General features: G+C 62.8%; 20 protein-coding genes. 12 read left to right on the top strand and 8 right to left on the bottom strand.

Annotated features, from left to right (window positions below; all coding sequences use genetic code 11):
* Nucleotides 1-65 precede the first annotated feature (65 nt).
* From rseP to lpxB, 7 genes are all read left to right on the top strand, one after another.
* Nucleotides 66-1,208 (top strand): RIP metalloprotease RseP, encoded by a 1,143-nt coding sequence (gene rseP, locus NKK47_RS02970; protein ID WP_352455753.1) that lies wholly within the window; start codon nucleotides 66-68, stop codon nucleotides 1,206-1,208.
* Between the two features lie 217 nt (nucleotides 1,209-1,425).
* A complete protein-coding gene (gene bamA / locus NKK47_RS02975) occupies nucleotides 1,426-3,780 on the top strand; it encodes an outer membrane protein assembly factor BamA (protein ID WP_352455754.1) in 2,355 nt (784 codons plus the stop codon).
* Nucleotides 3,781-3,960: 180 nt separating this feature from the next.
* Nucleotides 3,961-5,019 (top strand): UDP-3-O-(3-hydroxymyristoyl)glucosamine N-acyltransferase, encoded by a 1,059-nt coding sequence (gene lpxD, locus NKK47_RS02980; RefSeq protein WP_352448823.1) that lies wholly within the window; start codon nucleotides 3,961-3,963, stop codon nucleotides 5,017-5,019.
* On the top strand, nucleotides 5,012-5,476 hold the full coding sequence (fabZ, locus tag NKK47_RS02985; protein ID WP_023674942.1) for a 3-hydroxyacyl-ACP dehydratase FabZ: 465 nt from the start codon (nucleotides 5,012-5,014) through the stop codon (nucleotides 5,474-5,476). Before lpxD ends, fabZ begins: the two co-directional genes overlap by 8 nt.
* 13 nt (nucleotides 5,477-5,489) lie before the next feature.
* Nucleotides 5,490-6,323 carry an acyl-ACP--UDP-N-acetylglucosamine O-acyltransferase gene (gene lpxA / locus NKK47_RS02990; RefSeq protein ID WP_352455755.1) on the top strand — a complete coding sequence of 278 codons (834 nt, stop codon included), beginning with the start codon at nucleotides 5,490-5,492 and terminating at the stop codon, nucleotides 6,321-6,323.
* 6 nt (nucleotides 6,324-6,329) lie between these two features.
* The gene (locus NKK47_RS02995) at nucleotides 6,330-7,232 is read left to right on the top strand and encodes an LpxI family protein (protein ID WP_352448825.1); all 903 of its coding nucleotides are present in this window, start codon (nucleotides 6,330-6,332) and stop codon (nucleotides 7,230-7,232) included.
* Complete coding sequence (lpxB, locus tag NKK47_RS03000) at nucleotides 7,222-8,388, top strand: lipid-A-disaccharide synthase (protein WP_352575018.1); 1,167 nt, start codon at nucleotides 7,222-7,224, stop codon at nucleotides 8,386-8,388. Before NKK47_RS02995 ends, lpxB begins: the two co-directional genes overlap by 11 nt.
* A 99-nt stretch (nucleotides 8,389-8,487) precedes the next feature.
* Here lpxB and gltA read toward each other — a convergent pair whose 3' ends face one another.
* Both gltA and gltX read right to left on the bottom strand, forming a co-directional pair.
* Nucleotides 8,488-9,816, bottom strand: coding sequence for a citrate synthase (gene gltA / locus NKK47_RS03005; protein WP_023674946.1), 1,329 nt, complete (start codon nucleotides 9,814-9,816; stop codon nucleotides 8,488-8,490).
* 179 nt (nucleotides 9,817-9,995) lie between these two features.
* A complete protein-coding gene (gene gltX, locus NKK47_RS03010) occupies nucleotides 9,996-11,417 on the bottom strand; it encodes a glutamate--tRNA ligase (protein ID WP_352458109.1) in 1,422 nt (473 codons plus the stop codon).
* Between the two features lie 96 nt (nucleotides 11,418-11,513).
* On the opposite strand from gltX, the gene NKK47_RS03015 reads away from it, so the two are divergent.
* Nucleotides 11,514-13,979: a ComEC/Rec2 family competence protein gene (locus tag NKK47_RS03015; RefSeq protein WP_352575020.1), complete on the top strand. Its 2,466-nt coding sequence runs from the start codon at nucleotides 11,514-11,516 to the stop codon at nucleotides 13,977-13,979.
* Here the strand turns inward: NKK47_RS03015 and lexA are convergent.
* Nucleotides 13,973-14,707, bottom strand: a complete 735-nt coding sequence (gene lexA, locus NKK47_RS03020) for a transcriptional repressor LexA (protein ID WP_352448829.1) — start codon at nucleotides 14,705-14,707, stop codon at nucleotides 13,973-13,975. The genes NKK47_RS03015 and lexA overlap by 7 nt on opposite strands.
* Before the next feature lie 446 nt (nucleotides 14,708-15,153).
* On the opposite strand from lexA, the gene kynU reads away from it, so the two are divergent.
* Both kynU and NKK47_RS03030 read left to right on the top strand, forming a co-directional pair.
* Nucleotides 15,154-16,401 (top strand): kynureninase, encoded by a 1,248-nt coding sequence (gene kynU / locus NKK47_RS03025; protein WP_352458111.1) that lies wholly within the window; start codon nucleotides 15,154-15,156, stop codon nucleotides 16,399-16,401.
* Nucleotides 16,402-16,496: 95 nt separating this feature from the next.
* Complete coding sequence (locus NKK47_RS03030) at nucleotides 16,497-17,327, top strand: hormone-sensitive lipase (protein ID WP_352458112.1); 831 nt, start codon at nucleotides 16,497-16,499, stop codon at nucleotides 17,325-17,327.
* Nucleotides 17,328-17,334: 7 nt separating this feature from the next.
* Here NKK47_RS03030 and NKK47_RS03035 read toward each other — a convergent pair whose 3' ends face one another.
* Genes NKK47_RS03035 through NKK47_RS03055 form a run of 5 tightly spaced genes read right to left on the bottom strand, consistent with a single transcriptional unit; the run spans nucleotide 17,335 to nucleotide 22,765 of the window.
* Nucleotides 17,335-18,540, bottom strand: a complete 1,206-nt coding sequence (locus tag NKK47_RS03035) for a molybdopterin molybdotransferase MoeA (protein WP_352458113.1) — start codon at nucleotides 18,538-18,540, stop codon at nucleotides 17,335-17,337.
* Nucleotides 18,540-19,046: a cyclic pyranopterin monophosphate synthase MoaC gene (gene moaC / locus NKK47_RS03040; RefSeq protein ID WP_352448833.1), complete on the bottom strand. Its 507-nt coding sequence runs from the start codon at nucleotides 19,044-19,046 to the stop codon at nucleotides 18,540-18,542. Before moaC ends, NKK47_RS03035 begins: the two co-directional genes overlap by 1 nt.
* A gap of 2 nt (nucleotides 19,047-19,048) precedes the next feature.
* Nucleotides 19,049-19,861, bottom strand: a complete 813-nt coding sequence (trpC, locus tag NKK47_RS03045; protein ID WP_352458114.1) for an indole-3-glycerol phosphate synthase TrpC — start codon at nucleotides 19,859-19,861, stop codon at nucleotides 19,049-19,051.
* Nucleotides 19,862-19,865: 4 nt separating this feature from the next.
* Nucleotides 19,866-20,876 (bottom strand): anthranilate phosphoribosyltransferase, encoded by a 1,011-nt coding sequence (gene trpD, locus NKK47_RS03050; protein ID WP_352458115.1) that lies wholly within the window; start codon nucleotides 20,874-20,876, stop codon nucleotides 19,866-19,868.
* Nucleotides 20,873-22,765, bottom strand: a complete 1,893-nt coding sequence (locus NKK47_RS03055; RefSeq protein ID WP_352458116.1) for a SurA N-terminal domain-containing protein — start codon at nucleotides 22,763-22,765, stop codon at nucleotides 20,873-20,875. The genes trpD and NKK47_RS03055 overlap by 4 nt, the downstream gene beginning before the upstream one ends.
* Nucleotides 22,766-22,907: 142 nt before the next feature.
* Here NKK47_RS03055 and tpiA point away from each other — a divergent pair, with 142 nt between their 5' ends.
* A complete protein-coding gene (gene tpiA, locus NKK47_RS03060; protein WP_352448837.1) occupies nucleotides 22,908-23,675 on the top strand; it encodes a triose-phosphate isomerase in 768 nt (255 codons plus the stop codon).
* A 163-nt stretch (nucleotides 23,676-23,838) separates the two neighbouring features.
* Entirely contained in the window at nucleotides 23,839-24,291 is a 453-nt protein-coding gene (secG, locus tag NKK47_RS03065; protein WP_254817294.1) for a preprotein translocase subunit SecG, read from the top strand.
* Nucleotides 24,292-24,387: the final 96 nt, after the last annotated feature.

Here is a 24,387-nt window from a genome sequence, read left to right on the forward strand (position 1 = left end):
ATTCGCCTGGATTGATGTCACAGTCGCGGCGTGATCTGTGCCGTGGATGAATTTGAGGGCATGAATTGAACGAGATTTTTCACGCGATTTTCAGCACAGACGGCTTTGTCCTCGGCACGCTGGTGCCTTTCCTGTTCGTGCTGACCGTGGTCGTTTTTGTCCACGAAATGGGCCATTACCTCGTCGGGCGTTGGTGCGGTATCGGCGCAAAAGCCTTTTCGATCGGTTTCGGCCCAGAGATCATCGGCTTCAACGATAGCCGCGGCACGCGCTGGAAGCTTTGCGCCATACCGCTCGGCGGCTACGTCAAGTTCGTCGGCGACATGAACGCGACGTCGAGCCAGCCCAGCTCGGAGGAGATCGAGGCGCTGAGCGACGAAGAACGCAAGGTTGCCTTCCACACGCAGCCGATCTGGAAGCGCGCGGCGACCGTCGTGGCGGGGCCGCTGTTCAACTTCCTGCTGACGATCGCCGTCTTTGCCGTGCTGTTTTCCGTCCATGGCCGGCCCGTGCTGGAGCCGATGGTGGCTGAGGTCACCGTCGGCAGTCCGGCCGCCGCGGCCGGCATCATGCCTGGCGACCGATTCGTCAGCGTCGACGGCAGCAAGGTCGAGACCTTTGCCGACGTCCAGCGTCTGGTCTCTGGCCGCGCCGGCGACAGCATCACCTTCGTCATGCTACGCGCCGGCAAGGAAATCACCGTCACGGCGACGCCGCGCTTGATGGAACAACAAGACGCACTGGGCAACAAGGTCCAGGTGGCCGTGATCGGCGTCGTCAACAACAAGGAACTCGGCCAGCCACGGCTGATCACCTATAGTCCGGCCGGGGCGGTCGGGGCAGCGGTCCAGGAAACCGGACACGTCATCCAGCGTACCGGCCAGTTCCTGCAACGTTTCGTTGTCGGTCGCGAGGACAAGTGCCAGCTGGGCGGCCCCATCAAGATCGCCAAGATGTCGGGTCAGGCGGCAAAGCTCGGCTTTGAATGGCTCGTGCAGCTTGTTGCATTCCTGTCAGTCGGGATAGGGATTCTCAACCTTTTGCCGATTCCCCCCCTCGACGGAGGGCATCTTCTGTTCTACGGCGTGGAGGCTGTCATCCGGCGGCCGGTGTCCGAACGCATGATGGAAATGGCTTACCGAAGCGGCCTCATATTGGTGCTCGGGTTCATGGGCTTTGTTTTCTGGAACGATCTGTTTGGGTGCTGAAATCATGAAGGAATTTGGCTTCGGCACGAGCAATGTTGAGACGCCGTTTACCATGCGTGGGGATATGCGTGACGCGAAAGCCACGCCGCAGGGTTAAGTAAATACAAATTAACCAGAAGCCTTGCGTGTAGGGAAAATCCGGTTAATACGGTAGGGGAAATTACCGCACGTCCGGTTTTCTCGCCGTGGGGACTTCGAGAAAAGGTACAAAAGCCCGATGAAGGCAGCATCCAAGTTTCTGAGCGCCGCGTCCGCGGTGGCTATGTCCGCCGCTCTGGTTGTACCAGGCGCGCTCGCAGTGCAGTTCGTTGCCACATCGGCCGCCGAGGCGGCTGTCGTCTCCAGAGTCGAAGTCACCGGCAATCAGCGTGTCGACGCGGACACCATCCGCAATTACGTGACGATCAAGCCCGGCAAGGCGTTTTCCAGTTCGGATATCGACGATGCGGTCAAGGCGCTGTTTGGCACCGGGCTGTTTTCGGATGTGCAGATCAACCAGGTCGGATCGACGCTGGTCATCAAGGTGTCCGAATACCAGGTCGTCAACCAGGTGCTGTTCCAGGGCAACAAGAAGCTCAAGGACAACGCGCTTGAGGCCGCGGTGCAATTGAAGCCGCGCGGCACCTTCTCGCAACAGCAGCTCGATGCCGATGTCGAGGCGGTCAAGGCCGCATACCGGCGTATCGGCCGCGACGATGCCGCCGTGACCACCCAGATCATGGATCTCGGCGACAACCGGGTAAACGTGGTCTTCAACATCAACGAAGGCGGCCGCACCCAGATCGCAGCGATCAATTTCGTCGGCAACAGCGCCTATTCGAGCCGCCGTCTGTCGGACATCATCTCCACCAAGCGTTCGTCCTTCCTGTCGTTCGTGCTGCGCGACGATGTTTATGACGAGGACAAGCTGCGCGCCGACCAGGAGCTGCTGCGCCGCTTCTATTATAATCACGGCTATGCCGACTTCCAGGTCGTCTCGGCTGTCGGCGAACTCGACGACACCACCAACAAATACACCGTCACCATCACGGTACAGGAGGGCGAGCGTTATACGTTCGGGGATGTCAGCGTCGAAAGCACGATCCCCGAGGTCGACGCCAAGTCGCTCGAATCGGTGGTCGAGACCCACAAGGGCGATGTCTACAACGCCAAGAACGTCGAGGACACGATCATCGCCTTGACCGAAAAGGTCGCTGGATCCGGCTATGCCTTCGCCCAGGTGACGCCGCGCGGCGACCGCAACTTCGAAAACCACACGATCTCGGTGGTCTATACGGTCGATCAGGGCACCAAGGCCTATATCGAGCGCATCGAGATTCGCGGCAACGATCGGACGCGCGACTACGTCATTCGCCGCGAGTTCGATGTCAGCGAAGGCGACGCTTTCAATCAGGTCCTCATCCAGCGCGCGAAGAGGCGGCTGGAAGCGCTCGATTATTTTGAAAAAGTCGAAATTTCCACCGTTCCGGGTTCTGAGCCGGATCAGGTTGTGCTGGTGGTGGATGTGGTCGAGAAATCGACCGGTGAGTTCACCGTCGGCGCCGGTTATTCGAGCGGCGGTGAAACGTCAGGTCCGTCCGTCGAAGGTTCCGTCAGTGAGCGCAACTTCCTCGGTCGCGGCCAATTCATCAAGGTGGCAGCGGGCGGTGGCAAGAACTCGCGCGACTACAGCTTCTCTTTCACCGAACCCTATTTCCTCGGACGCCGCATCGCGGCCGGCTTCGACATCTACAAGCAGAGCCGAAACTACGACCATTACGACAGCGACACGACAGGCGCGACCGTTCGCTTCGGCCTGCCGATCACAGACAATATCTCGACGCAACTCGCTTATAATATTGCGCAAGAGAAGTACGAGTTCGATGAGGGCTGCGACCCAGCGGCCGGTTGCGACGTGTCCCAGGCGATCCAAAACGGCGTTAACGAGAGCCCATGGCTCAAGTCTTCGGTCAGCCTCGGCCTGATCTACAATACCATCGACGACATGAAGAACCCGCATGACGGTATTTATGCCAATGTCGGCACCGAAGTGGCCGGCGTCGGCGGCGATGCCAAGTTCATCAAGGTCACGGCGCGCGGCAGCATTTATCAGACGCTGTCCGAACAATTGGACCTGGTGGGCCTCATTTCGGGCGGCGCTGGCCATGTCCAAGGATATGGCAACGGCGATCTGCGCGTCTTCGACCATTTCCAGAGCAGCGACCGTATGATCCGCGGTTTCGAATATGGCGGCATCGGCCCGGTTGCTTCGGACAACAGCAATGACCATCTCGGCGGCACTACCTACTTCAATGCCTCGGCGGAAGCTCAGTTCCCGCTGCCGGTCATCCCCGAAAGCTTCGGTTTGCGTGGCGCTGTGTTCGCCGATGCGGCAACGCTCTACGGCAGCAAAATCGCAAGTGGCCTTGTCAATTCTTCGACAACCGGCATGGAATGGCGCGCTTCCGTCGGTGTCGGTTTGATGTGGGCATCGCCTTTCGGCCCGATCCGCATCGACTATGCGATCCCGGTCAAGAAAGAAAAGACCGACGACGTGCAGGAATTCAACTTCGGCATATCGACCCGCTTCTGATGTGCGGGCAATGATGCTTCCGGCTCGTTTGGATCCGGATGGCAGTGATCCGACACTACAGCGCAGCGCGTCCTATCGGACGCGCAAAGGACGTTGTAGCACTTTGATTTGCGCATGATCCTTTCCGAGGGTCGATTTCCGATTTTCGGGGTCATGCGCTAGCTGGATATTGCTTCTGGAATGACCGATCCGGTGTTCTTCGCGCCCTCACGCCGGTATACGGCCGGCGAAGTCGCGAATCTGACCGGTTCGACGCTTGTTGATTCCGGTCTCTCCGATGTATCGATCGAGGCTCTGGCGCCCGCCAACGAAGGCGGCGAGAACGCCCTTGTCTTCGTCGATGGCAGGCGCAATTTCGCCCTGATGCAGTCACTGCGGGCGGCGGCGGTTCTCTGCCCTGCCGAATTTGCCGGCAAGGCGCCGGCGGGCATCGCGGTGCTGGTGCATCCGCGCCCGCAGCAGGCCTTCGCAATGGTCGGGCGTCTGCTTTTTCCGGCGGCTGCAACGCCTGGACCGATGACCGGCGAAACCGGTATCTCGCCGCACGCCCATATCGATGCGACCGCCCATGTCGAGGCCGGCGCGATCATCGAAGCGGGTGCGATCATCGGACCTCGCGCTGCCATCGGCAGCGGGACCGTCATTGCCCCGCATGCGGTCATCGGTCCGTCTTCGCAGATTGGCCGCGACGGCTATGTCGGTCCAGGTGCCAGCGTGCAATATGCGTTGATTGGCAATCGCGTCATCATCCATGGCGGTGCCAGGATCGGCCAGGATGGCTTCGGTTTCGTGGCCGGCGCCAAGGGTCCGGAGCGGGTTCCGCAGATCGGCCGCGTCATCATTCAGGACGACGTCGAGATCGGGTCGAATACGACCGTCGATCGCGGCGCCATGTCCGACACGATCATCGGCCAGGGCACCAAGATCGACAATCTGGTGCAGATCGCGCACAACGTTCGCATCGGCCGCAATTGCATAATAGCCGGGCTTTCGGGTATTTCCGGTTCCGTGACGGTAGGCGACAACGTCACCATGGGTGGCGGTGTCGGCCTTGCGGATCATTTGACCATCGGGTCCGGGGCCAAGCTTGCGGCAAGAAGCGGGTTTATGAGCAATGTGCCTGCCGGTGAGATTTGGGGAGGATATCCGGCGCAGCCGATGGCGGAAGCCATGCGCGAGATAGCGGCCTTGCGCAGACTTGCACGGACGCGCAAACAGGGTGAGGGGGGAAATGGCTGACATCGCAGCGGCGACGCTCGAAGCGGTTGACATAATGCGGCTGATGAAGCTCCTGCCGCACCGCTATCCGTTCTTGATGATCGACCGTATTGTCGACATAGATGGCGACGAATCCGCCATCGGCATCAAGAACGTCACCATAAACGAGCCGCATTTCCAAGGTCATTTCCCCGACCAGCCGGTCATGCCCGGCGTGCTGATCATCGAGGCGATGGCGCAGACGGCCGGCGCCATCTGCATCCGCAGCCTTGGTACCGAAAAACCGTCGCTGGTTTATTTCCTGACCATCGACAATGCCAAGTTCCGCAAGCCGGTCGTTCCAGGCGACCAGCTGAAAATTCATGTGAAGAAAATCAAGAAACGCGGCAATCTTCTCAAATTCGCTTGCGAGGCCCTCGTCGATGGCGCCAAGGCGGCGGAAGCCGAGATCTCGGCGATGATGGTCGCAAGCGGCTGACAAACGAATGCTAATGAAAATCCAGACAGTCATCCATCCATCCTCGGTCATCGAGGCAGGCGCCCAAATCGGCGAAGGCGCCCGCATCGGGCCCTTCTGTCACGTCGGCCCCGACGCCGTGGTCGGCGACCGCGTCGAACTGGTCAGCCATGTCTCGGTGATTGGCGCGACCACCATCGGTGCATCGACCAAGGTCTATCCGATGGCGATACTGGGCGGGCCGCCGCAGAACACCAAGCACAAGGGCGGCCGTACCACGCTGGTGATCGGCGAGAACTGCACGATCCGCGAAGGTGTCACCATGCATGTCGGCACCGATTCCAGCCGCGGCGAGACGACGATCGGCGACAACGGCAATTTCCTTGCCTATGCCCATATTGCCCATGACTGCGTGGTCGGCAAGAACGCCACCTTCGCCAATCAAGCGACGTTAGGCGGGCATTGCGAAGTCGGTGACAATGTCTACATCGGCGGCCTTACCGCGGTTCATCAGTTTGTCCGCATCGGCGATAACGCCTTTCTCGGCGGTTGCTCGGCGATCGTCGGCGACGTCATTCCTTACGCCATCGCCGTTGGCAACCGTGCCAGCCTTCGCGGCCTCAACATCATTGGCCTGAAGCGCGCCGGCCTTCCGCGTTCGGAGATCCACTTGCTGCGCAAAGCCTACAAGACGATCTTCGATCGCTCCCGGACCGTCGGCGAAAACATCGAATTCGCCAAGGCGGAATTCGCCTCGTCACCGACTGCCATGAAGATCGTCGACTTCATCGCCGGTCGCGGCAAGCGGCACTACGCCGTGCCGTCGCTCAAGGGTAGCGACGGCGACGATACCGATGATGAAGACTGAGGGCAGATGACGAAGATTGAGGCTGCCGGAAAGGGCCTTGATCTCGCGCCAGATGCCAAGGTCGGCATCATCGCCGGCGGCGGCAGTCTCCCGGTCGAAATTGCCCGAGCGCTCGCCCGGCAAGGCAAATTGCCCTTCGTCGTGATGGCGGCCGGCGAGGTCGATCGCATAGCCGATTTCGAGCCCTATGAGCAGGCAACCTTGAGGCTGGAAGACGTCGGCTCGCTGCTGCCGATCCTTAAGCGGCATCACGTTACGCATCTCGTAACCGCGGGTCATATCACGCGCCGCCCCAGGCTGAGCGCCATGCGCCTCAATTTGGGCCTGCTCGCGTGGCTACCCAGCCTCTTCGTCGGTGTAACCCGGGGGGACGATACGGTGCTGAAACTGTTCGTGCGCAGGATCGAGCGCAGCGGCATCAAGGTCGTTGGCGCTCACGAGATCGTGCCGGAGCTGGTCGCCGCCGAAGGCCTGCTGACCAAGGCGGCGCCACGCAAATCCGACTGGCGCGACATCGAGGCGGCGCACGCGGCGGCAAAAGCCATCGGCGCGCTGGATATCGGCCAAGCGGCTGTTGCGGTCGGCGGCCGCGCCATTGCGTTGGAAGGCGTCGAAGGCACCGACGGGCTGCTCGAGCGGACAAGGGAGTTGCGCGGGCACGGCAGGCTGGCCGGCGGGAGCCGAGGTGTTCTGGTCAAATGCGCCAAGCCCGGTCAGGAACTGCGTGCCGATCTGCCCTCCATCGGCCCGCTGACCGTCGAGGCGGCGCATGCCGCCGGACTGGCCGGCATTGCCGTCGAAGCCGGTCGCTCGCTAGTGCTCGAAGGTCCCGCCACCATCGGACGTGCCAATGCGCTCGGCCTGTTCGTAATCGGCCTGCCTGCTGCGGAGCCGGCGCATGGCGAATGAGCGGCCGTTGAAGATAGCCGTCGTCGCCGGCGAGGAGTCCGGCGACCTGCTTGGCGCCGACCTTGTGCAGGCGCTCAAGCGCATGACCGGGCGCGAAGTTCGGCTTGTCGGCATCGGCGGCCGCCATTTGCAGGCGCTCGGCCTGGCGCCATTGTTCGACGGCAGCGAGATCGCACTGATGGGGCTTAGCGCCATCCTGCGCGACCTGCCGCGCCTGATGCGGCGGATCGGCCAGACGGCAAAAGCGATTGCCGGTGAAAAGCCCGATTGCCTTATCACCATCGACAGTCCGGATTTCTCGCTGCGCGTCGCCAAGAAGGTGCGTGCCGCCGATCCGACTATCCCGATTATCCATTATGTCTGCCCGAGCGTGTGGGCTTGGCGGCCGGGCAGGGCGGCGGCGATGAAGCCATATGTCGATCACATTCTTTGCATCCTGCCGTTCGAGGTGAAGGAACTCGCTCGCCTGGGCGGGCCGCCCGGCACCTATGTCGGGCATCGTCTTGCACACGATCCGGGCATAATCAGTGCCGCCAGGGCGCAGGCGCAGCCGCGTGACCTGTCCGCAGATCACGTCAAAACGTTGCTTGTACTGCCTGGTTCGCGTCGTGGTGAGGTGCGGCGCATGGTCGGGCCGTTCGGCGAGACGGTGTCGATCCTGCGGGCGCGCGGGCACCGCTTGCGCCTGCTGTTGCCGACGGTGCCGCACGTCGCCGATCTGGTCAGAACCTCGGTCGCGAGCTGGGACGAGAAGCCGGAGATCATACTCGATGCCGAACGCAAATGGCAGGCCTTCGGCAAGGCCGATGCGGCGCTGATCGCATCGGGGACAGTATCGCTGGAACTGGCACTGGCGAGTGTGCCGATGATCTCCTGCTACCGGCTCGATCCGGTCATGCGCATGGCGCAGCCGCTGATCAAAGTATGGAGCGCAGCCTTGCCCAATCTCATTGCCGACCGGCCGGTCGTGCCGGAACACTACAATCAATATGTGCGGCCGCATTATCTGGCGCGGCAGTTGGAAGCGCTGTTCTCCGATACCGCCTACCGCACCTGGCAGAAGCACGGTTTTGCCGACATTGCCGGGCGTATGGCAACCGCCAAGCCGTCAGGCGAGATTGCCGCGGGGGTGGTGATGGGGATGGTGAGGAAGTGAGTGAATTGTGAATAGTGAATTGTGAATAGTGGTTTCTATGGACAGGGAGCGACGCTTCGCTACTCCCATTCACCATTCACCATTCACCATTCACCACCTTCACCGCTTCGCGATTGGCACGTAGTCCCGTTCCGGCGCGCCGGTATAGAGCTGGCGCGGGCGACCGATCTTCTGGTGCGGGTCCTCGATCATCTCCTTCCACTGCGCGATCCAGCCGACGGTGCGGGCGACCGCGAACAGCACGGTGAACATGGTGGTGGGAAAGCCCAGCGCCTTCAGCGTGATGCCGGAATAGAAATCGACGTTCGGATAGAGCTTCTTCTCGATGAAATAGGAATCGGTCAGTGCGATCCTTTCCAGCTCCATGGCGATGTCGAGCAGTGGATCGTCCTTGATGCCGAGCTCGCCCAGGACCTCGTGCGCGGTCTTCTGCATGATCTTGGCGCGCGGATCGTAATTCTTGTAAACGCGGTGGCCAAATCCCATCAATCGGAACGGATCGTTCTTATCCTTGGCTCGCGCAATGAATTCCGGGATGTGATCGACATGACCGATCTCGCCCAGCATGTTCAGGGCTGCCTCGTTGGCGCCGCCATGTGCGGGACCCCACAGGCAGGCGATGCCGGCAGCGATACAGGCAAAAGGATTGGCGCCCGACGAGCCGGCCAGGCGGACGGTCGAAGTCGAGGCGTTCTGTTCGTGATCGGCGTGCAGGATGAAGATGCGCTCCATCGCGCGGGCCAGCACCGGATTGATCTTGTATTCCTCGCAAGGCACGGCGAAGCACATATGCAGGAAATTGGCTGCGAAATTCAGCTCGTTCTTCGGGTAAATGAATGGCTGGCCGATGTGGTATTTGTAGGCCATCGCCGCGATCGTCGGCATCTTGGCGATCAGCCGCATTGACGCGACCATGCGTTGGTAGGGGTCCGAGATATCGGTGGAATCGTGATAGAAGGCCGACAGCGCGCCGACCACGCCGCACATCACCGCCATCGGATGCGCATCACGGCGGAAGCCGGTGAAAAAGCGCGACATCTGCTCATGCACCATGGTGTGGCGCGTCACCCGGTAGTCGAAATCGTCCTTCTGCGCCTTGGTCGGGAGTTCACCATAAAGCAAGAGATAGCAGACTTCGAGGAAGTCGCCGTGCTCGGCCAATTGGTCGATCGGGTAGCCGCGGTGCAAAAGAATGCCGGCATCGCCATCGATGAAGGTGATTTCCGATTCGCAGCTCGCCGTCGACGTAAAACCGGGATCGTAGGTAAAGACGCCGGCGGTGTTGTAGAGCGAACCGATGTCGATGACGTCAGGTCCTACCGAACCACTTCGTATCTTGAATTCATGGGTTTTGCCGCCGAGTTCCAGCTTGGCCGTCGATGCCTGGGTTTTGCCGCCAAATTCCATTTTTGTCGCAGGTTCGGTCATAGCAAACTCCTTTTTGTTTCCTCAGGCCGGCAAAGGCAAAATATCTGAACCCAACACGTCAAAAGCATCGGAAAACGCACATTTGCGCCCGCAATTGAATCTGCGCGGCAGATTAGGCCAAGACCCAATGTTGCACTGCGAAACACACCTTTCAATGCCAATCTTCTTGGGCCAGTTTGCTAATCGATTTGATCAGCGATCCGCGCCAGGCTTTCCTCGCGGCCAAGCACGGCCAGCACATCGAAGACACCTGGCGAGGTACTTTTGCCGGTGAGCGCGGCGCGCAAAGGTTGGGCCACGGCGCCGAGTTTATGGCCGGCGGCCTGCGCATAGTCGCGGATCGCGGCTTCGGCTGAGGCGGCAGACCACTCCGAAACCGTGGCTAGTGCCGCATGAGCGCCCCGCAGGATCGCGCGCGCCTCACCGCTGAGCAGCGCCGCCGCCTTCTCGTCGACCGGCAGCGGCCGCTCGACGAAAAGGAATGCAGCCCCTTCAACAAGTTCGACCAGCGTCTTGGCGCGCTCCTTCAGGCCCGGCAATGCGGCAAGCAGTTGCGCCCTGCGTCTGTCGTCGAGGCGCGCCGCGATTGCCGGGCCGCCTTCAAGATAGGGCAGAGTGGCGATGAAGATGTCGAGCAGCGCCGCGTCGTTCATCCGGCGCATATGCACGCCGTTAAGCGCCTCGAGCTTGGCGAAATCGAAACGGGCGGCGCCCTTGTTGACGTCGCCAATGTCGAACCATGCAATCATGTCGGCGATCGACATGATCTCATCGTCGCCGTGGCTCCAGCCAAGCCTCGCCAGATAGTTGAGCAGCGCCACCGGCAGGTAGCCCATGGCGCGATAGGCTTCGACGCCAAGCGCGCCGTGCCGCTTCGACAGCTTGGCGCCGTCGGCACCGTGGATCAGCGGGATATGCGACATCGACGGCACCTCCCAGCCCATGGCCTGATAGATTACGGTCTGGCGTGCGGCGTTGGTCAAATGATCGTCGCCGCGGATGATGTGGGTGATGCCCATGTCGTGATCGTCGACGACGACGGCATGCATGTAGGTGGGATTGCCGTCCGAGCGCAGAATAATGAAATCGTCGAGATCCTTGTTGGGAAAGCGCACGTCGCCCTGGACGCGGTCATGCACCACCGTCTCGCCGTCTGTCGGCGCCTTGATGCGGATCGCCCCCTTGGCGCCGGGCGGCGCCTCCGACGGGTCGCGGTCGCGCCAGCGTCCATCATAGCGGGGAGGCAGCCCCTTGGCCCGTGCGCTCTCGCGCATTGCCTCTAGCTCGGCAGGCGTCGCATGACAATAATAGGCCTTGCCCATACGAACGAGCTCCTCGGCCACCTCGCGATGGCGCGGCGCGCGCTCGAACTGCGAGACAGGCGCGCCGTCCCAGGTGAGTCCGAGCCAGGAAAGTCCGTCGAGAATGGCTGCCGTCGCCGCATCCGTCGACCGCTCACGGTCGGTATCCTCTATACGCAGCAGCATCGTGCCGCCCGTATGCTTGGCGTACAGCCAGTTGAACAGCGCCGTGCGCGCGCCGCCAATGTGCAGATAGCCGGTGGGCGAGGGGGCAAAACGGGTGACGACCTTATCGGGCATGGAACTCTCAGGCGGGCGAAGGAAGTGGGTTTGCGGACTTTCGCGCGTTGCGCGTTCATGTAGCATAGGAGGTCGAGGGCGCAAGGGGCAGACCCGATGGCTGTGCGAGGCCGAGGTGCGGGCGAGGGCGAGGACGCGGTCAACGGCGTCAGCGAACGCTTGCTGTTTGCTGCTCCCCCGCCTGTCCTGCCGGCACCGGCATTGCTACCCGCTCCGCGCTTCGATGCTCCGTCGCTGCCGGCCAGCGACCCAGCAACGGTTCTCGTGCCCGCGGGCGAGCCCATCGTACGCCTGCCCAGGCGTTTCCGCCTCCCGTCACCGTCCCGTATCCGCAACAGCGTAACCTCGGCAGCCGGCCTGGAACTCGACCGCGGCATCGCCTTCCTGCTGGTGCCGGTGTTCCTCGCATGCGGGGTGGTCGTATATTTCGGGCTGTCGGTGGAGCCGGCCTTTCCACAGCCGATCGCAATCGCGCTCCTCGCGGCCCTTTGTGCCGTCGTCTCGCGGTCATGGCCCAGGACGCGCCTGTGCTTCATGGTGGCGCTGCTCTGCGCGCTTGGCGTACTTGCCGCCAAGTTCGAGACATGGCGTGTCGGAACGCATATGCTCGGTTCCGAAATCTCGACGCGGCTGACGGGTCGCGTCGTATCGTACGAGCCCATGGCGAGCGGCCGCATCAGGCTGACAATCGATGTGATCTCAACCGCCAGGCCGACACTGCGCTACATGCCGGAACGGGTCCGCGTTTCGGCGATGAAGATACCGGCTGCGCTGACCGCCGGTTCCGAGATCACCGGCTATGTGCGGCTGCTGCCGCCGACCGGCCCGGTGCGGCCCGACAGCTATGATTTCTCCTTCGACAGCTATTTCGCCGGTATCGGCGGCAGCGGCTTTTTTCTCGGCAATCCGAAAGTCGTGTCGTCGGGCAGCATGCCGCTTGCCGCGCAGCTTTCTTCCGCGATCGAAGACGCGCGCGAATCCATCGCCGACCATATCCGCAGCCGCATCGGCGGCGCCGAGGGCGAGATTGCTGCTGCGCTGATCGTTGGCGTGCGCGCCGGCATTCCCGAGGAGATCAACGAAGCGATGCGGCGCACCGGCATCTACCACATCATCTCCATCTCGGGGCTGCATATGGCGTTGGTCGCCGGCACCATCATGGCGCTGCTACGGGGTGCCTTTGCGCTGTTTCCCGATTTCTCATCGCGACGGCCGGTCAAGAAATATGCCGCGGCCGCCGCGCTTTTTTCGATTGCGGCCTACCTCGTCTTTTCCGGCATTGTCGTGGCGGCCGAACGCAGCTTCATCATGCTGGCGGTGATGCTTATCGCCGTGCTGTTCGACCGGGCCGCGCTCACCATGCGCAACCTGGCGATCTCGGCCATCGCGGTCATCCTGGTGTCGCCGCACGAGGTGGTCGGTCCGAGTTTCCAGATGTCCTTCGCCGCGACGGCGGCCCTTGTCGGCGCCTATGCAGGCTGGTCCGATTACCGCGCCGGCAGGGCCACCACGCCGCCGCCGCGGCGGTCGCCGCTACGCTTTGCCACTCGAAAGGTCCTGCTGGGCATGTGCGGTCTGGCGATGACCTCGATCATTGCAGGGAGCGCCACGGCGCTTTTCGCCATATGGCATTTCCAGCGCGTGGCGCCGCTCAGCCTGTTCGCCAATCTGGCCATCATGCCCATCGTCTCACTGGTCGTCATGCCTTTCGCCGTGCTCAGTGCGCTGGCGATGCCGTTCGGCGCGGATGGCCCTTTCCTCTATGTCATGGGCAAGGGGCTGACGGCGATGATCGCCCTGTCCGGGTGGATCTCGGAGCGCTCGCCGATCGATGCGGTCGGGCTGATTTCGCTGAGATCCGTCCTTCTGGTGACGATCGCCCTCGTCATTGCCAGCATGGCGACGACCTGGTTGCGGCTGGCGGCACTTCCTTTTGCGCTCGCCGGCTTGCTGACGACAACGCAGACACGCATACCCGACGTATTGGTCTCGGAGGACGCACGGCTGGTCGCGCTGCCGATCGGCAGCGGTGAACTCGCGGTCAACCGGGCACGCCCGAATGAGTTCACCATCGACAACTGGAAACGCGCGCTCACATCAGAGGCTATCGTCGCGCCGGAAACACCTGGAAAGAACGACCCGCAATTCGACATTGCCGATCCGGCCGACCTACCGCCGGGCATGCCGTTCATTTGCACGGACGGCCTCTGCCTTGCCAGGCATCCATCCGGCGCGATCATCGCGCAAGCCAAGGACCGCGATACTGCGCGGCCAGCCTGCGCCTTTGCCAGCTTGATCGTCATCGACGACGCCACCGCCCATAACCCCTGCTACTACGACCGGCTGGTCCTCGTCGTCACCAAACGGCAACTGGCGCGCGCGGGAAGTGCCGCCGTCTACTTCGATCCACAAGCGGCAACGCGCGCCGAAATCCGTTTCGCGGTCGAAAAATCATACCGGCCCTGGCACGTGCAGCGGAAATTTTCACGCGCGACGCGCGGCCTGCCCCCATACCGCAGGGCCGACAATCCAAAAGCCGGCGCCAAGGGCGCAACTCAGTAGCGGCGGATCAGCCCAACGAGCTTGCCCTGCACCTTGACCCTGTCTGGTCCGAAGATGCGCGTCTCGTAGGCTGGATTGGCGGCTTCCAGGGCGATCGAGGCGCCCTTGCGGCGGAACCGCTTCAGCGTCGCTTCCTCCTCGTCGACCAGTGCCACCACGATCTCACCGGGGCTCGCCGTATCGGCATTGCGGATGATCACCGTGTCGCCGTCGAAAATGCCGGCCTCGATCATCGAGTCGCCTTTGACCTCGAGCGCATAATGCTCGCCGCCCATGATCATATCCGGCGGCACCGAAATCGAATGCGTCTGGTGCTGGATGGCGTCGATCGGCACACCGGCGGCGATGCGGCCCATCACCGGGATCGAAACGGCGGCGACGACATCGTCGTCATTTCCGGCTGCGGGCACGCGCGACGATGTCGGCTTGCCTTGCCGAGGACCGCCTTGCCCAAGACTGCCCTGGATGACACTCGGCGAGAACTTGCGTGCCGCATTGAGGCCGGGGGCGATCGAGTCAGGCAGGCGCAGCACCTCCAGCGCACGGGCCCGGTTGGGCAAACGGCGAATGAAGCCGCGCTCCTCCAGCGCCGTAATCAGCCGGTGGATTCCGGATTTGGAAGCCAGGTCGAGCGCTTCCTTCATCTCGTCGAAGGAAGGCGGGATACCGCTTTCCTTCAACCTTTCGTGGATGAACATAAGCAGTTCGTGTTGTTTGCGTGTCAGCATAGCGACCCCCAACAGAATCAGAAAAACAAACCCAGAACAAACACTATCTGTTCCAGTTGTGTTCCGCAACTGTTTAAAGTTTAATGAATGCGTTAAGGCTCGGGAAACAAACGACGTCCCCTACCGGCGTACCGCATTTTCATCGCCGCGAGCCTCATCGCCTTGATTCTGCTTTCGTTTGCGCCCTTCTGGCCTCCTAGAAGGCGGCACTGGCATCGGCCGTCGGTTGGTAAAAGGCACGGAATTGAACCGTATCGACTGTGCGGTTTGGTCAATGCACCGTGAACGAAACGAACTCAAAACGCCAACCTCGGGTTAAGTCCCGGTTTCCATCGCCTGGTCAGGCTGCTTCTCGCCGCTGGAGCCTTGCTGCGCGCAACCAGGTAATGGAAGAACAGTCGACGCGTGTCCGGCCTTGCGTTGGATCTTGGGGGAGCAGACAAATCATGACAGGAATTCCCGATCTCGTGGCCATAAAGGCGATGGATGCCGCGGATCCGCTGCGCGCGATGCGCGACCGCTTTGTGTTGCCGCAAGGAGTGATCTATCTCGACGGCAATTCGCTAGGAGCTGCTTCACGTGCCGCTTTCGATGAACTCCACAAGGCCGCGACCGAAGAATGGTCGCATGATCTCATCCGCGCATGGAACACGGCCGGCTGGTTCAACATGCCGCTTGAACTTGGCGACCAGCTCGGGCGCCTGATCGGTGCCGCGGCCGGCCAGACGGTGGTCTGCGACACGACATCGGTCAACATCTACAAGCTGCTGCACGCCGCCATGGCCATGCGACCGGAGCGGCAGGTCATCGTCGCCGAGGGCGATAGTTTTCCGACGGACCTCTACATGGCTGAGGGTGTGGTTTCGACGCGAAAAGATACGCTGCTGCGCCTCTCGGGGGTCGACGCGCCGACCATCGAAGAGCTGATCGACGAACGCACCGCCGTGGTGCTGGTCAACCACGTCAACTACAAGTCGGGCGAACTGCGCGACATGCCGGCGCTGACGCGCAGGGCTCAGGAAGCCGGGGCGATGATCGTCTGGGATCTCTGCCACACCGCCGGCGCGATGCCAGTCGAGCTCGACAAGGCAAACGCCGATTTTGCCGTTGGCTGCACCTACAAATATCTGAATGGCGGCCCGGGCGCGCCTGCCTTCATCTATGCGGCTGAGCGGCATCTTTCCGACATCCAGCAGCCGCTCACCGGCTGGTGGGGCCATGCACGGCCCTTCGCCTTCGAGCCAGGCTATGCGGCCGGCACCGGCATCCGCCGGTTTCTGTGCGGCACGCAGCCGGTCCTGTCGATGCGCACGCTGAAGGGCGCGCTCGACATCTGGAACGATGTCGACATGACGGCGGTGCGCAAGAAGAGCATCGCGCTGGCGGATCTGTTCATCGAGCTTGTCGAGGCAAAGTGCGGCACTTACGGGCTCACGCTCGAAAGCACGCGCGATGGGGAAAAACGCGGCAGCCAGATTTCATTCATGCATGAGCATGGCTACCAGGTCATGCGCGCGCTGATCGAACGTGGCGTGATCGGCGATTTTCGCGCGCCATCGACCATGCGCTTCGGCTTCACCCCGCTCTATGTCGGCTATGCCGATGTCTGGCAGGCCGTCAAAGTGCTTGAGGACATCCTGCGCACCCGTGCGTGGAAGGATGCGCGCTTCGCCATCAAAGCAGCTGTCACTTGAGATTGATGCGAGAGCTGGAATCGTGAGGCTGGCGACGATGCGCCGCGCGATGCTCACGGCTACGTTGCAAGGCCATATGCCAGGGAGGGCGCAGGGTGTTCGAACGTCACATTGCCGATTGGGACAACGCCTATGCCAACGGCGCCAACATAGCCGGCAGCGATCGCTGGCCGGCGGCCTGGATCGAGCCCGCGCGGGTTTTCCGCGACGTGCTTTCGACCGAGGGCAGGGCGCGGCTCGACATGGCCTATGGCGACAACCCACGCAACCGGCTCGATCTTTTCCTGCCGGCCATCAAGCCCAAGGGACTCGTGGTGTTCGTTCATGGCGGCTACTGGATGGAATTCGACAAAAATTTCTGGTCGCATCTTGCCACTGGCCCTGTTGATCGCGGCTATGCGGTGGCGATGCCGTCCTACACGCTCTGTCCGCAGATACGCATTGGCGGCATCGTCAAGGAAGTCGGCGCGGCGATCGGCAAGGCGGCGGCGATGGTCCCAGGGCCGCTGATGCTGACCGGACACTCGGCCGGCGGCCATCTTGTTAGCCGGATGGTTACGGCGACGACGCCGCTGGCGCCCGAAGTGGTCCGGCGCGTTCGTCACGTGGTGTCGATCTCGGGGGTGCATGATTTGCGCCCCATCATGCGCACCGGCATGAACGAGACGATCGCGATCGATGAGGCCGAGGCGCAGGCCGAAAGCCCGGTGCTGCTGCGCCCGATGGACAAGGCCCGCCTGACCTGCTGGGCCGGCGGCGGCGAGCGCGCCGAATTCCTGCGTCAGAGCGCGTTGCTGGCCAACATCTGGATCGGCCTGGGTACCGCGACCAGCTCGGTGGTCGAGCCTGACCGGCATCATTTCAACATCATCGACGGTTTGGCCGATCCAGACCATCCGCTGACCCGGACCTTGATCTCGGAGTGAGGCAGGTTCAGCGTAACATCAGCACGTCGCAGGGGGAGCCCGCCGCTGCAGCAGGTGCGAACGGCGCGCGAACGATCAGCCCGTTGGCATCGGCCAGCATTTTCAGCATCGAGGAGTCCTGGATGCCGAACGGCGTCGCCACGAGCGTACCGGCGTCATCTATGACAACAGCCCGCACATAATCTTGCCTGAGATCGTTGGCCGGCATGGCAGCACCGAGCCGTGCCCGACGTATATCCTGCTGAAAGGCGCGGCCGCCGAGCCGCGCCAGCAGCGGCTTCAGGAAGAGCTGAGTGCAGACCAGGCTTGCCACCGGATTGCCGGGCAGGCCGATGCAGCGAATGTCTCCCAGCCGCCCGAACATCAGTGGCTTGCCCGGCCGCATGGCGATCTTCCAGAAATCGAGCGTCATGCCTTGCCCGGTCAGCACGTCATGGACGAAGTCGTGGTCACCGACCGAGGCACCGCCCAGCGTGACGATGACGTTCGCGCCAGCCTTCACGGCCTTTTCAACCAGCGCAGCGATCGCCTCCCTGCGGTCCGGCGCGATGCCAAGGTCGAGCGCGCGCGCACCGACCGACTGTGCGGCAGCGGCGACACCATAGGCGTTGGAGGAGATGATCTGGTCGGGGCCAAGATCGCTGCCCGGCGGCAGCAATTCGTCGCCGGTGGCGATGATGGCGACCAGCGGCCGTTTGACCACGCGCACCTCGGGGTGATTGGCCGATGCCGCCAGCGACAAGGCCGCCGGGTCGAGCAGGCGGCCTTTGGGCAGCAGGACATCGCCCTTGGCGAAATCGAGCCCGAGGCGGCGGATGTTGCGCCCCTGCACCGTCGGTTCCGTCACTTCGACGCTGCCGCCACCGAGATCGCGGACGTTCTCCTGGATGACGATAGTGTCGGCGCCTTCGGGAAGCGGCGCGCCGGTAAAGATGCGCACGGCCTGCCGCTGCTGCACCGTTCCGGCAAAGCCGCGTCCGGCCGGCGCCATGCCGACCACCGAAAGCCTTGCCGGTACGGACGCGATATCGGCCGCCCGCACGGCATAGCCGTCCATGGCGGAGGCGTTGAACGGCGGCTGGGTGCGGAGCGCCACAACCGGCTCCGCCAGCACGCGGTCGGCGGCATCCAGCAGTGCGACGCGTTCGCCCGGCAGCGCTGCTGCGCCGTCCAGCAGGCGCTCGAGCGCCTCGGCAACTGGGACCAGCGCCATTAGCGGCCTGCCTCGGTGGCCCCGTCTCCGGTGATCTTGTAGTCGCCGGATTTGCCGCCGGTCTTTTCAACCAGCCTGATGCCGGAGATGACCATGGCGCGGTCGACCGCCTTGGCCATGTCGTAGATGGTCAGGCAAGCGACCGAGACGGCACTCAGAGCCTCCATCTCAACGCCGGTCTTGCCGGTGACGCGGGTCAATGCTGTCACCTTCAGGCCGGGCAGCGCGGCGTCCGCCTCGATATCGACAGATATCCTGGTCAGCAGCAGCGGATGGCAAAGCGGGATCAGTTCATGCGTCTTCTTGGCCGCCATGATGCCGGCAATGCGCGCGGTGCCCAGCACGTCACCCTTCTTGGCGTCGCCGGCGAGGATCATGTCCAGCGTCTCGGGCCGCATCGCGACAAAACCTTCTGCGACTGCAGTGCGCACCGTCTCAGCCTTGTCGCCGACATCGACCATGTTGGCTTCGCCCTGCGCTCCAAGATGGGTGAGGGCGGCCGCCATCCTCAAACGGCCTCTGCCGGCGCCTTGCCCGTCAACAGCAGGCGCGTTGCCGCGGCCACGTCCTGCTGGCGCATCAGGCTCTCGCCGACCAGGAAAGTCGCAATGCCGCTCTGCTCCAGCCGGCGGCAATCGTCGTGCGAAAAGATACCGCTCTCGCTGACCAGATGGCGGTCGGCCGGCACCATCGCTACCAGCCGCTCCGAGGTCTGTAGGCTGGTTTCGAAGGTCCGGAGATTGCGGTTGTTGATTCCGATCAGCCGCGACGACAGCTGCAGCGCGCGTTCCATTTCAGCCTCGTCATGCACTTCGACCAGCGCGTCCATGCCGAGCCCGAACGCTGTCGCTTCGAGTTCTCTTGCCAACGCGTCGTCGACGCTGGCCATGATGATCAGGATGGCATCGGCGCCCCATGCCCTGGCCTCGTAGACCTGATAGGGGTCGAACAGGAAATCCTTGCGCAGTGCAGGCAGCTCGACGGCAGCGCGCGCAGTGGTGAGGAATTCGGGCGCGCCTTGGAAGGAGGGTGCGTCGGTCAGCACCGAAAGGCAGGCGGCACCGCCCTTCGCATAGGCCCTGGCCAGCGTCGGCGGATCGAAATCGGCGCGGATCAGGCCTTTGGATGGGCTAGCCTTCTTGATTTCGGCAATCAGCGCGAACCTGCCGGATTTGCGCTTTGCTTCAAGAACGGAAAGAAAGCCGCGCGGCGCGTCGCCATCCGTCGCCCGTGCCTTGATCTCGGCCAATGACACGCGTGCCTTGGCCGCCGCGATCTCGTCGCGCTTGTAAGCCTCGATCTTGCGCAGGATGTCGGACATGGTGTTAACCGTTCGAAATCTCGATCAGCCTATCGAGCACTTTCAGCGAGCGGCCGCTGTCGATGGCCTGCGCCGCCGTTACCATGCCGTCGGCAAGCGTCGTCGCTTTGCTGGCCACTACCAGCCCGGCGCCGGCATTCATCAGCACCGTATCGCGAAAGGCGCCGGCTGCGCCGCCCAGCATGTCGCGCAGTGCCTGGGCGTTGTGGGGGGCGTCGCCGCCGCGCAACTCGTCCTTGGTGTGCCGCTTCAGTCCGACGGCTTCCGGGGTCAGCGTAAAGCTGCGGATCTCGCCGCCGGCCAGTTCGGCGACAAGTGTCTCGCCGGTGGTGGTGATCTCGTCATAGCCGTCGCCATGGACGATCCAGGCATGGTCGGCGCCAAGCTCCTTCAACGTTTCTGCCACCGGCATGATCCATTCGGGCAGGAACACGCCGACCATCTGCCGTCTGACACTCGCCGGATTGGAAAGCGGGCCCAGCAGGTTGAAGATGGTGCGGGTGCCGAGCTCGACCCGGGTCGGGCCGACATGCTTCATCGCCGGGTGATGCGCCGGCGCGAACATGAAGCCAACGCCGGCCTCGTGGATGCAGCGGCCGATCGTCTCCGGAGGGATGTCGATCTTGACGCCCAATGCGATCAGCACATCGGCGGCGCCGGTCAGCGAGGACAGTCCGCGATTGCCGTGCTTGGCGACGGGCACGCCGCTGCCGGCGATGACGAAAGCGGATGCGGTCGAAATGTTGACGCTGTGCGAATTGTCGCCGCCGGTGCCGACAATGTCGATGGCGCCCTCGGGGGCTTCGACACGCAGCATCTTGGCGCGCATGGTGGCGACGGCGCCGGCGATCTCGCTGACGGTCTCACCGCGCACGCGCAATGCCATCAAGAAGCCGCCGATCTGGCCGGGGGTAGCATCGCCGGACATGATGATATCGAAGGCCTCGCGCGCCTCCTCGAAGGAAAGAGCGCTGCCGGCGGCGACCTTGGCGATGTGGATCTTCAGCGCGCTCATCTGGCCAGGGCTTGGGTTACGGCCGTCTGATCGATGCGGACGTCATATTGCGTCTGCAACTGCGCTACCAACTGGTCGAGCAGGTCGTCGGACATGCCGGATGTGAAGGACTTCTGTGCGTCCTCGGGTACTGAACTGGCGTCGGCCCCGGCGGGCTCGAATACCTCGGCAACCTTGAACAGGATCTGTCCGTCGCCCGTAGGTGAGGGGATCAGCCCGGTGCCGCCTTCGCCGACGCCGAACATCGCGGCGGCCCCTTCCTTGCCGAAATCGACGTCGTCAGCATCGCGCTTGACGCCGCGCTTGGTCTGCTTTTCGAGCTTGAGCTCACCGGCGATCACCTCGAGCGTGGCGCCGGCCTTGAGACGCTTCTCGAGCTCTTGTGCTTTTGCGGTGAGCCGTTTGGTGGTCTCCGCCGCGGTCCAGTCGGCCACGACCTTCTGGCGGACTTCGTCCAATGTGCGGTCGCGGGCAGGCGTGATCGCGCTCACGTCGTAGAAGACGAAGCCGTTATCGGCGGTGGTGAGGCCTTCATTGTCGGTTCCGGGTTCGGATTCGAACACCGCCTTGATGAGTGCCGGCGATTCCGGCAGGTCTTTGACGATGCTTCCATCCGGCCGTTGGCCGGTGCGATCGATGGCATCGATGGTGACGACCTTCAGCTTCAATTTGGCGGCTGCCTCGGCGAGCGAACTGCCCGAGGCGCGCGTATCCTCGTAATTGTCGTGCACGTCCAGCAAGATGCGGCTTGCCTCGCCCAGTGCCAGGTCCTTGCGGATCTGCTCGGATACTTCGGCCAGCGGCTTCACCACTTCCGGCTTGATTTCGGTGACGCGCAGCAGAACGGGACCAAATGCGCCTTGTACGACCGGGCTGACCTCATTGACGTTGAGCTTGAAGGCAGCGTCGGCGACCGCCTTGTCGGCGATCTTGTCCTTGGCCAGCGTGCCGAGCAGCGTGTCGGCCGGCGTCTTGCCTTCGGCAGCGACGATCTTGTCGAAGGTCGCGCCGGTCCTGAGCGAATCGAGCGCCGCCTTTGCGGCATCAGGTGTCTTGAACACAAGCTGCTCGATGGTGCGCATCTCCGGCGTGGTGTAGCGCGCCTTGTTCTTATTGTAGTCGTCGCTGACCTGTTGGTCGGTCACCGCGCTCAAATCCATGATGTCTTCCGGTTCGAGCCTGACATAGGAGAACTTACGGTATTCGGGCGCGGCGTAGGTTTTCTTGTTTTCCTCGAAATAGGCCGAAAGCGCGCTGTCGGACGGCGCTTCTATCGGCTCGACAAGCGATTTCGGCAAGGTCAGGTAGTCGATGGTGCGATCTTCGCCGCGATAGAGCGCGACCGCCTTGAAGAATGTATCCGGGGCCTTGAGGCCGTCCGAAACCGCCTCGACGATCTGCTGGCGGACCGCGACCTGGGCGCGGTTCTTCAAATAGTCTTCCGGCCGCATGCCGATCTGCCGAAGCAGGTACTCGAAGGTTCTCCTGTCGAAGGTTCCGGCAGGCCCTTTGAACGCCGGGTCTTCACGCGTCAGTTCGGCGAGCCGGTCCTTGGACAGGCCGAGGCCGAGCTTGCGGGCCTGCTCGTCGAGGACGGCACCCGACACGAGTTGCGCCAGCACCTGGTTGTCGATGCCGAGCGCCGTCGCTTGCTCACGGCTGATGCGCTGGCCGAATTGCTGCGACATGACGCTGAGCTGGCGATCATAAGCGAGGCGGTATTCGTTGATCGAGACCTTGGTGCCTCCGGCCGTAATCACGGCGTCATGGCCGGCAAGACCGCCCATCAGGCGGCCCGAGATGCCCCAGACGGCGAAGCTCAACACCAACAATGACAGCAGCAGTTTAGCGACCCAGGTCCCCGCCGCGCTTCTCAACATACCAAGCATGAGTACTTCCGATTTTTGCGCATTTCGCATGCGCCGAGTCTGAAACAAGCGCAATAGCGCCCTTCCTGCCCACTGTCGATTGCTTTGTGGCCTGATTTTGATAGTGAGGGCCAGCTGGAAATTGCCCGGAGAAACAAATCCCATGACGCCTGGAATCCGCCCGCTCGTCGCCGGCAACTGGAAAATGAACGGCACTAGCGCCTCGCTCAACGAGCTCAGGATGATCGGCAACGGCTTCATGAGTGGGCTCGACGCCGAGACCGAAGCGGTGGTCTGCGTGCCGGCGACCTTGCTTGCGCACGCCGCCGAGATTCTGTCGCGCACGCCGGTGCGGGCCGGCGGAGAGGATTGCCACACCGAGGAAAGCGGCGCCTATACCGGCTGCATTTCGGCCGAGATGCTGAAGGATGCAGGTGCCAGCCATGTCATCGTCGGCCATTCCGAATGCCGCGCCGATCGCAAGGAGGACGATGCCTTGGTCCAGGCCAAGGCCTCCGCCGCATGGCGCGCCGGGCTGGTGGCCATCATCTGCATTGGTGAGACAAGAGCCGAACGAGAAGCAGGAGCCACGCTCGACGTGCTGTCGCGCCAGGTCGCTGGCTCGGTCCCGCCAAACGCCACGGGTTCCAACACCGTCATTGCCTATGAGCCAATATGGGCGATTGGGACCGGCTTGACCCCGACCGCCGCCGACGTCGCCGAGGCACATGCGCATATCCGCGAAGAACTGGCACGGAAGCTCGGCAATACGGCGGCCAAGATGCGCATTCTCTACGGCGGCTCGGTCAAGCCGTCCAACGCCGTCGAGTTGCTCGGCGTCAGGAATGTCGATGGCGCGCTGGTCGGCGGCGCCAGCCTAAAGGCGGCGGACTTCCTCGGCATCGCGGAAGCCTATCGAAACATTGCTTGATACAAGGGCTGCTTGCTGCATTTGAGCGGACGGCCGGCGCCGAAATCGTTGCAAAGGACGCATTGCTTCCCATATTCCGGCCACGGGCTTGGAAATGCCGTCAAAGCATTGTATTGAGCCGCCTCCAAATCAGCGGCCGCACAAGGCCTTGCCAGGGTAAATTATGGAAACCGTACTGATCGTCGTCCACCTCATGGTCGTGCTCGCGCTTGTCGGCGTGGTGCTGCTGCAGCGCTCCGAAGGCGGCGGCCTCGGCATCGGCGGCGGATCGGGCTTCATGACCGCGCGTGGCGCCGCCAATGCGCTGACGCGGGCGACGGCGATCCTGGCTGCCGCTTTCTTCGTCACTTCGCTGACACTGTCGATCGTTGCGCGCTATGGCGAGAAGCCGATCGACATTCTCGATCGCGTGCCGGCGACCTCGGACGGAGCAGGCAAGGGCGTACTCAACCAATTGCCTGGAACCACGACGCCGACGCCGCCTTCGGGCACCACGGCGCCGACCCCGCCGTCCGGCAATGGCGCGGCAACGACGCCGCCGGCAACCGCTCCGGCGACGCCGCCAGCGACAAACGGCGCCACCGCGCCGGCCACGCCGCAGGTCCCCAACCAGTAATAGGGCAACTTATGCCGCGATCTGTTGTCGTTTGAACACAGTCGCGGCAAATGCCGCACGATCACGAAGATTCGACTGCGCCTCACGCTTGAGGCG

The sequence above is a fragment of the Mesorhizobium sp. M0019 genome, from assembly GCF_040323975.1.
In the GTDB taxonomy this organism is placed as follows: Bacteria; Pseudomonadota; Alphaproteobacteria; order Rhizobiales; family Rhizobiaceae; genus Mesorhizobium.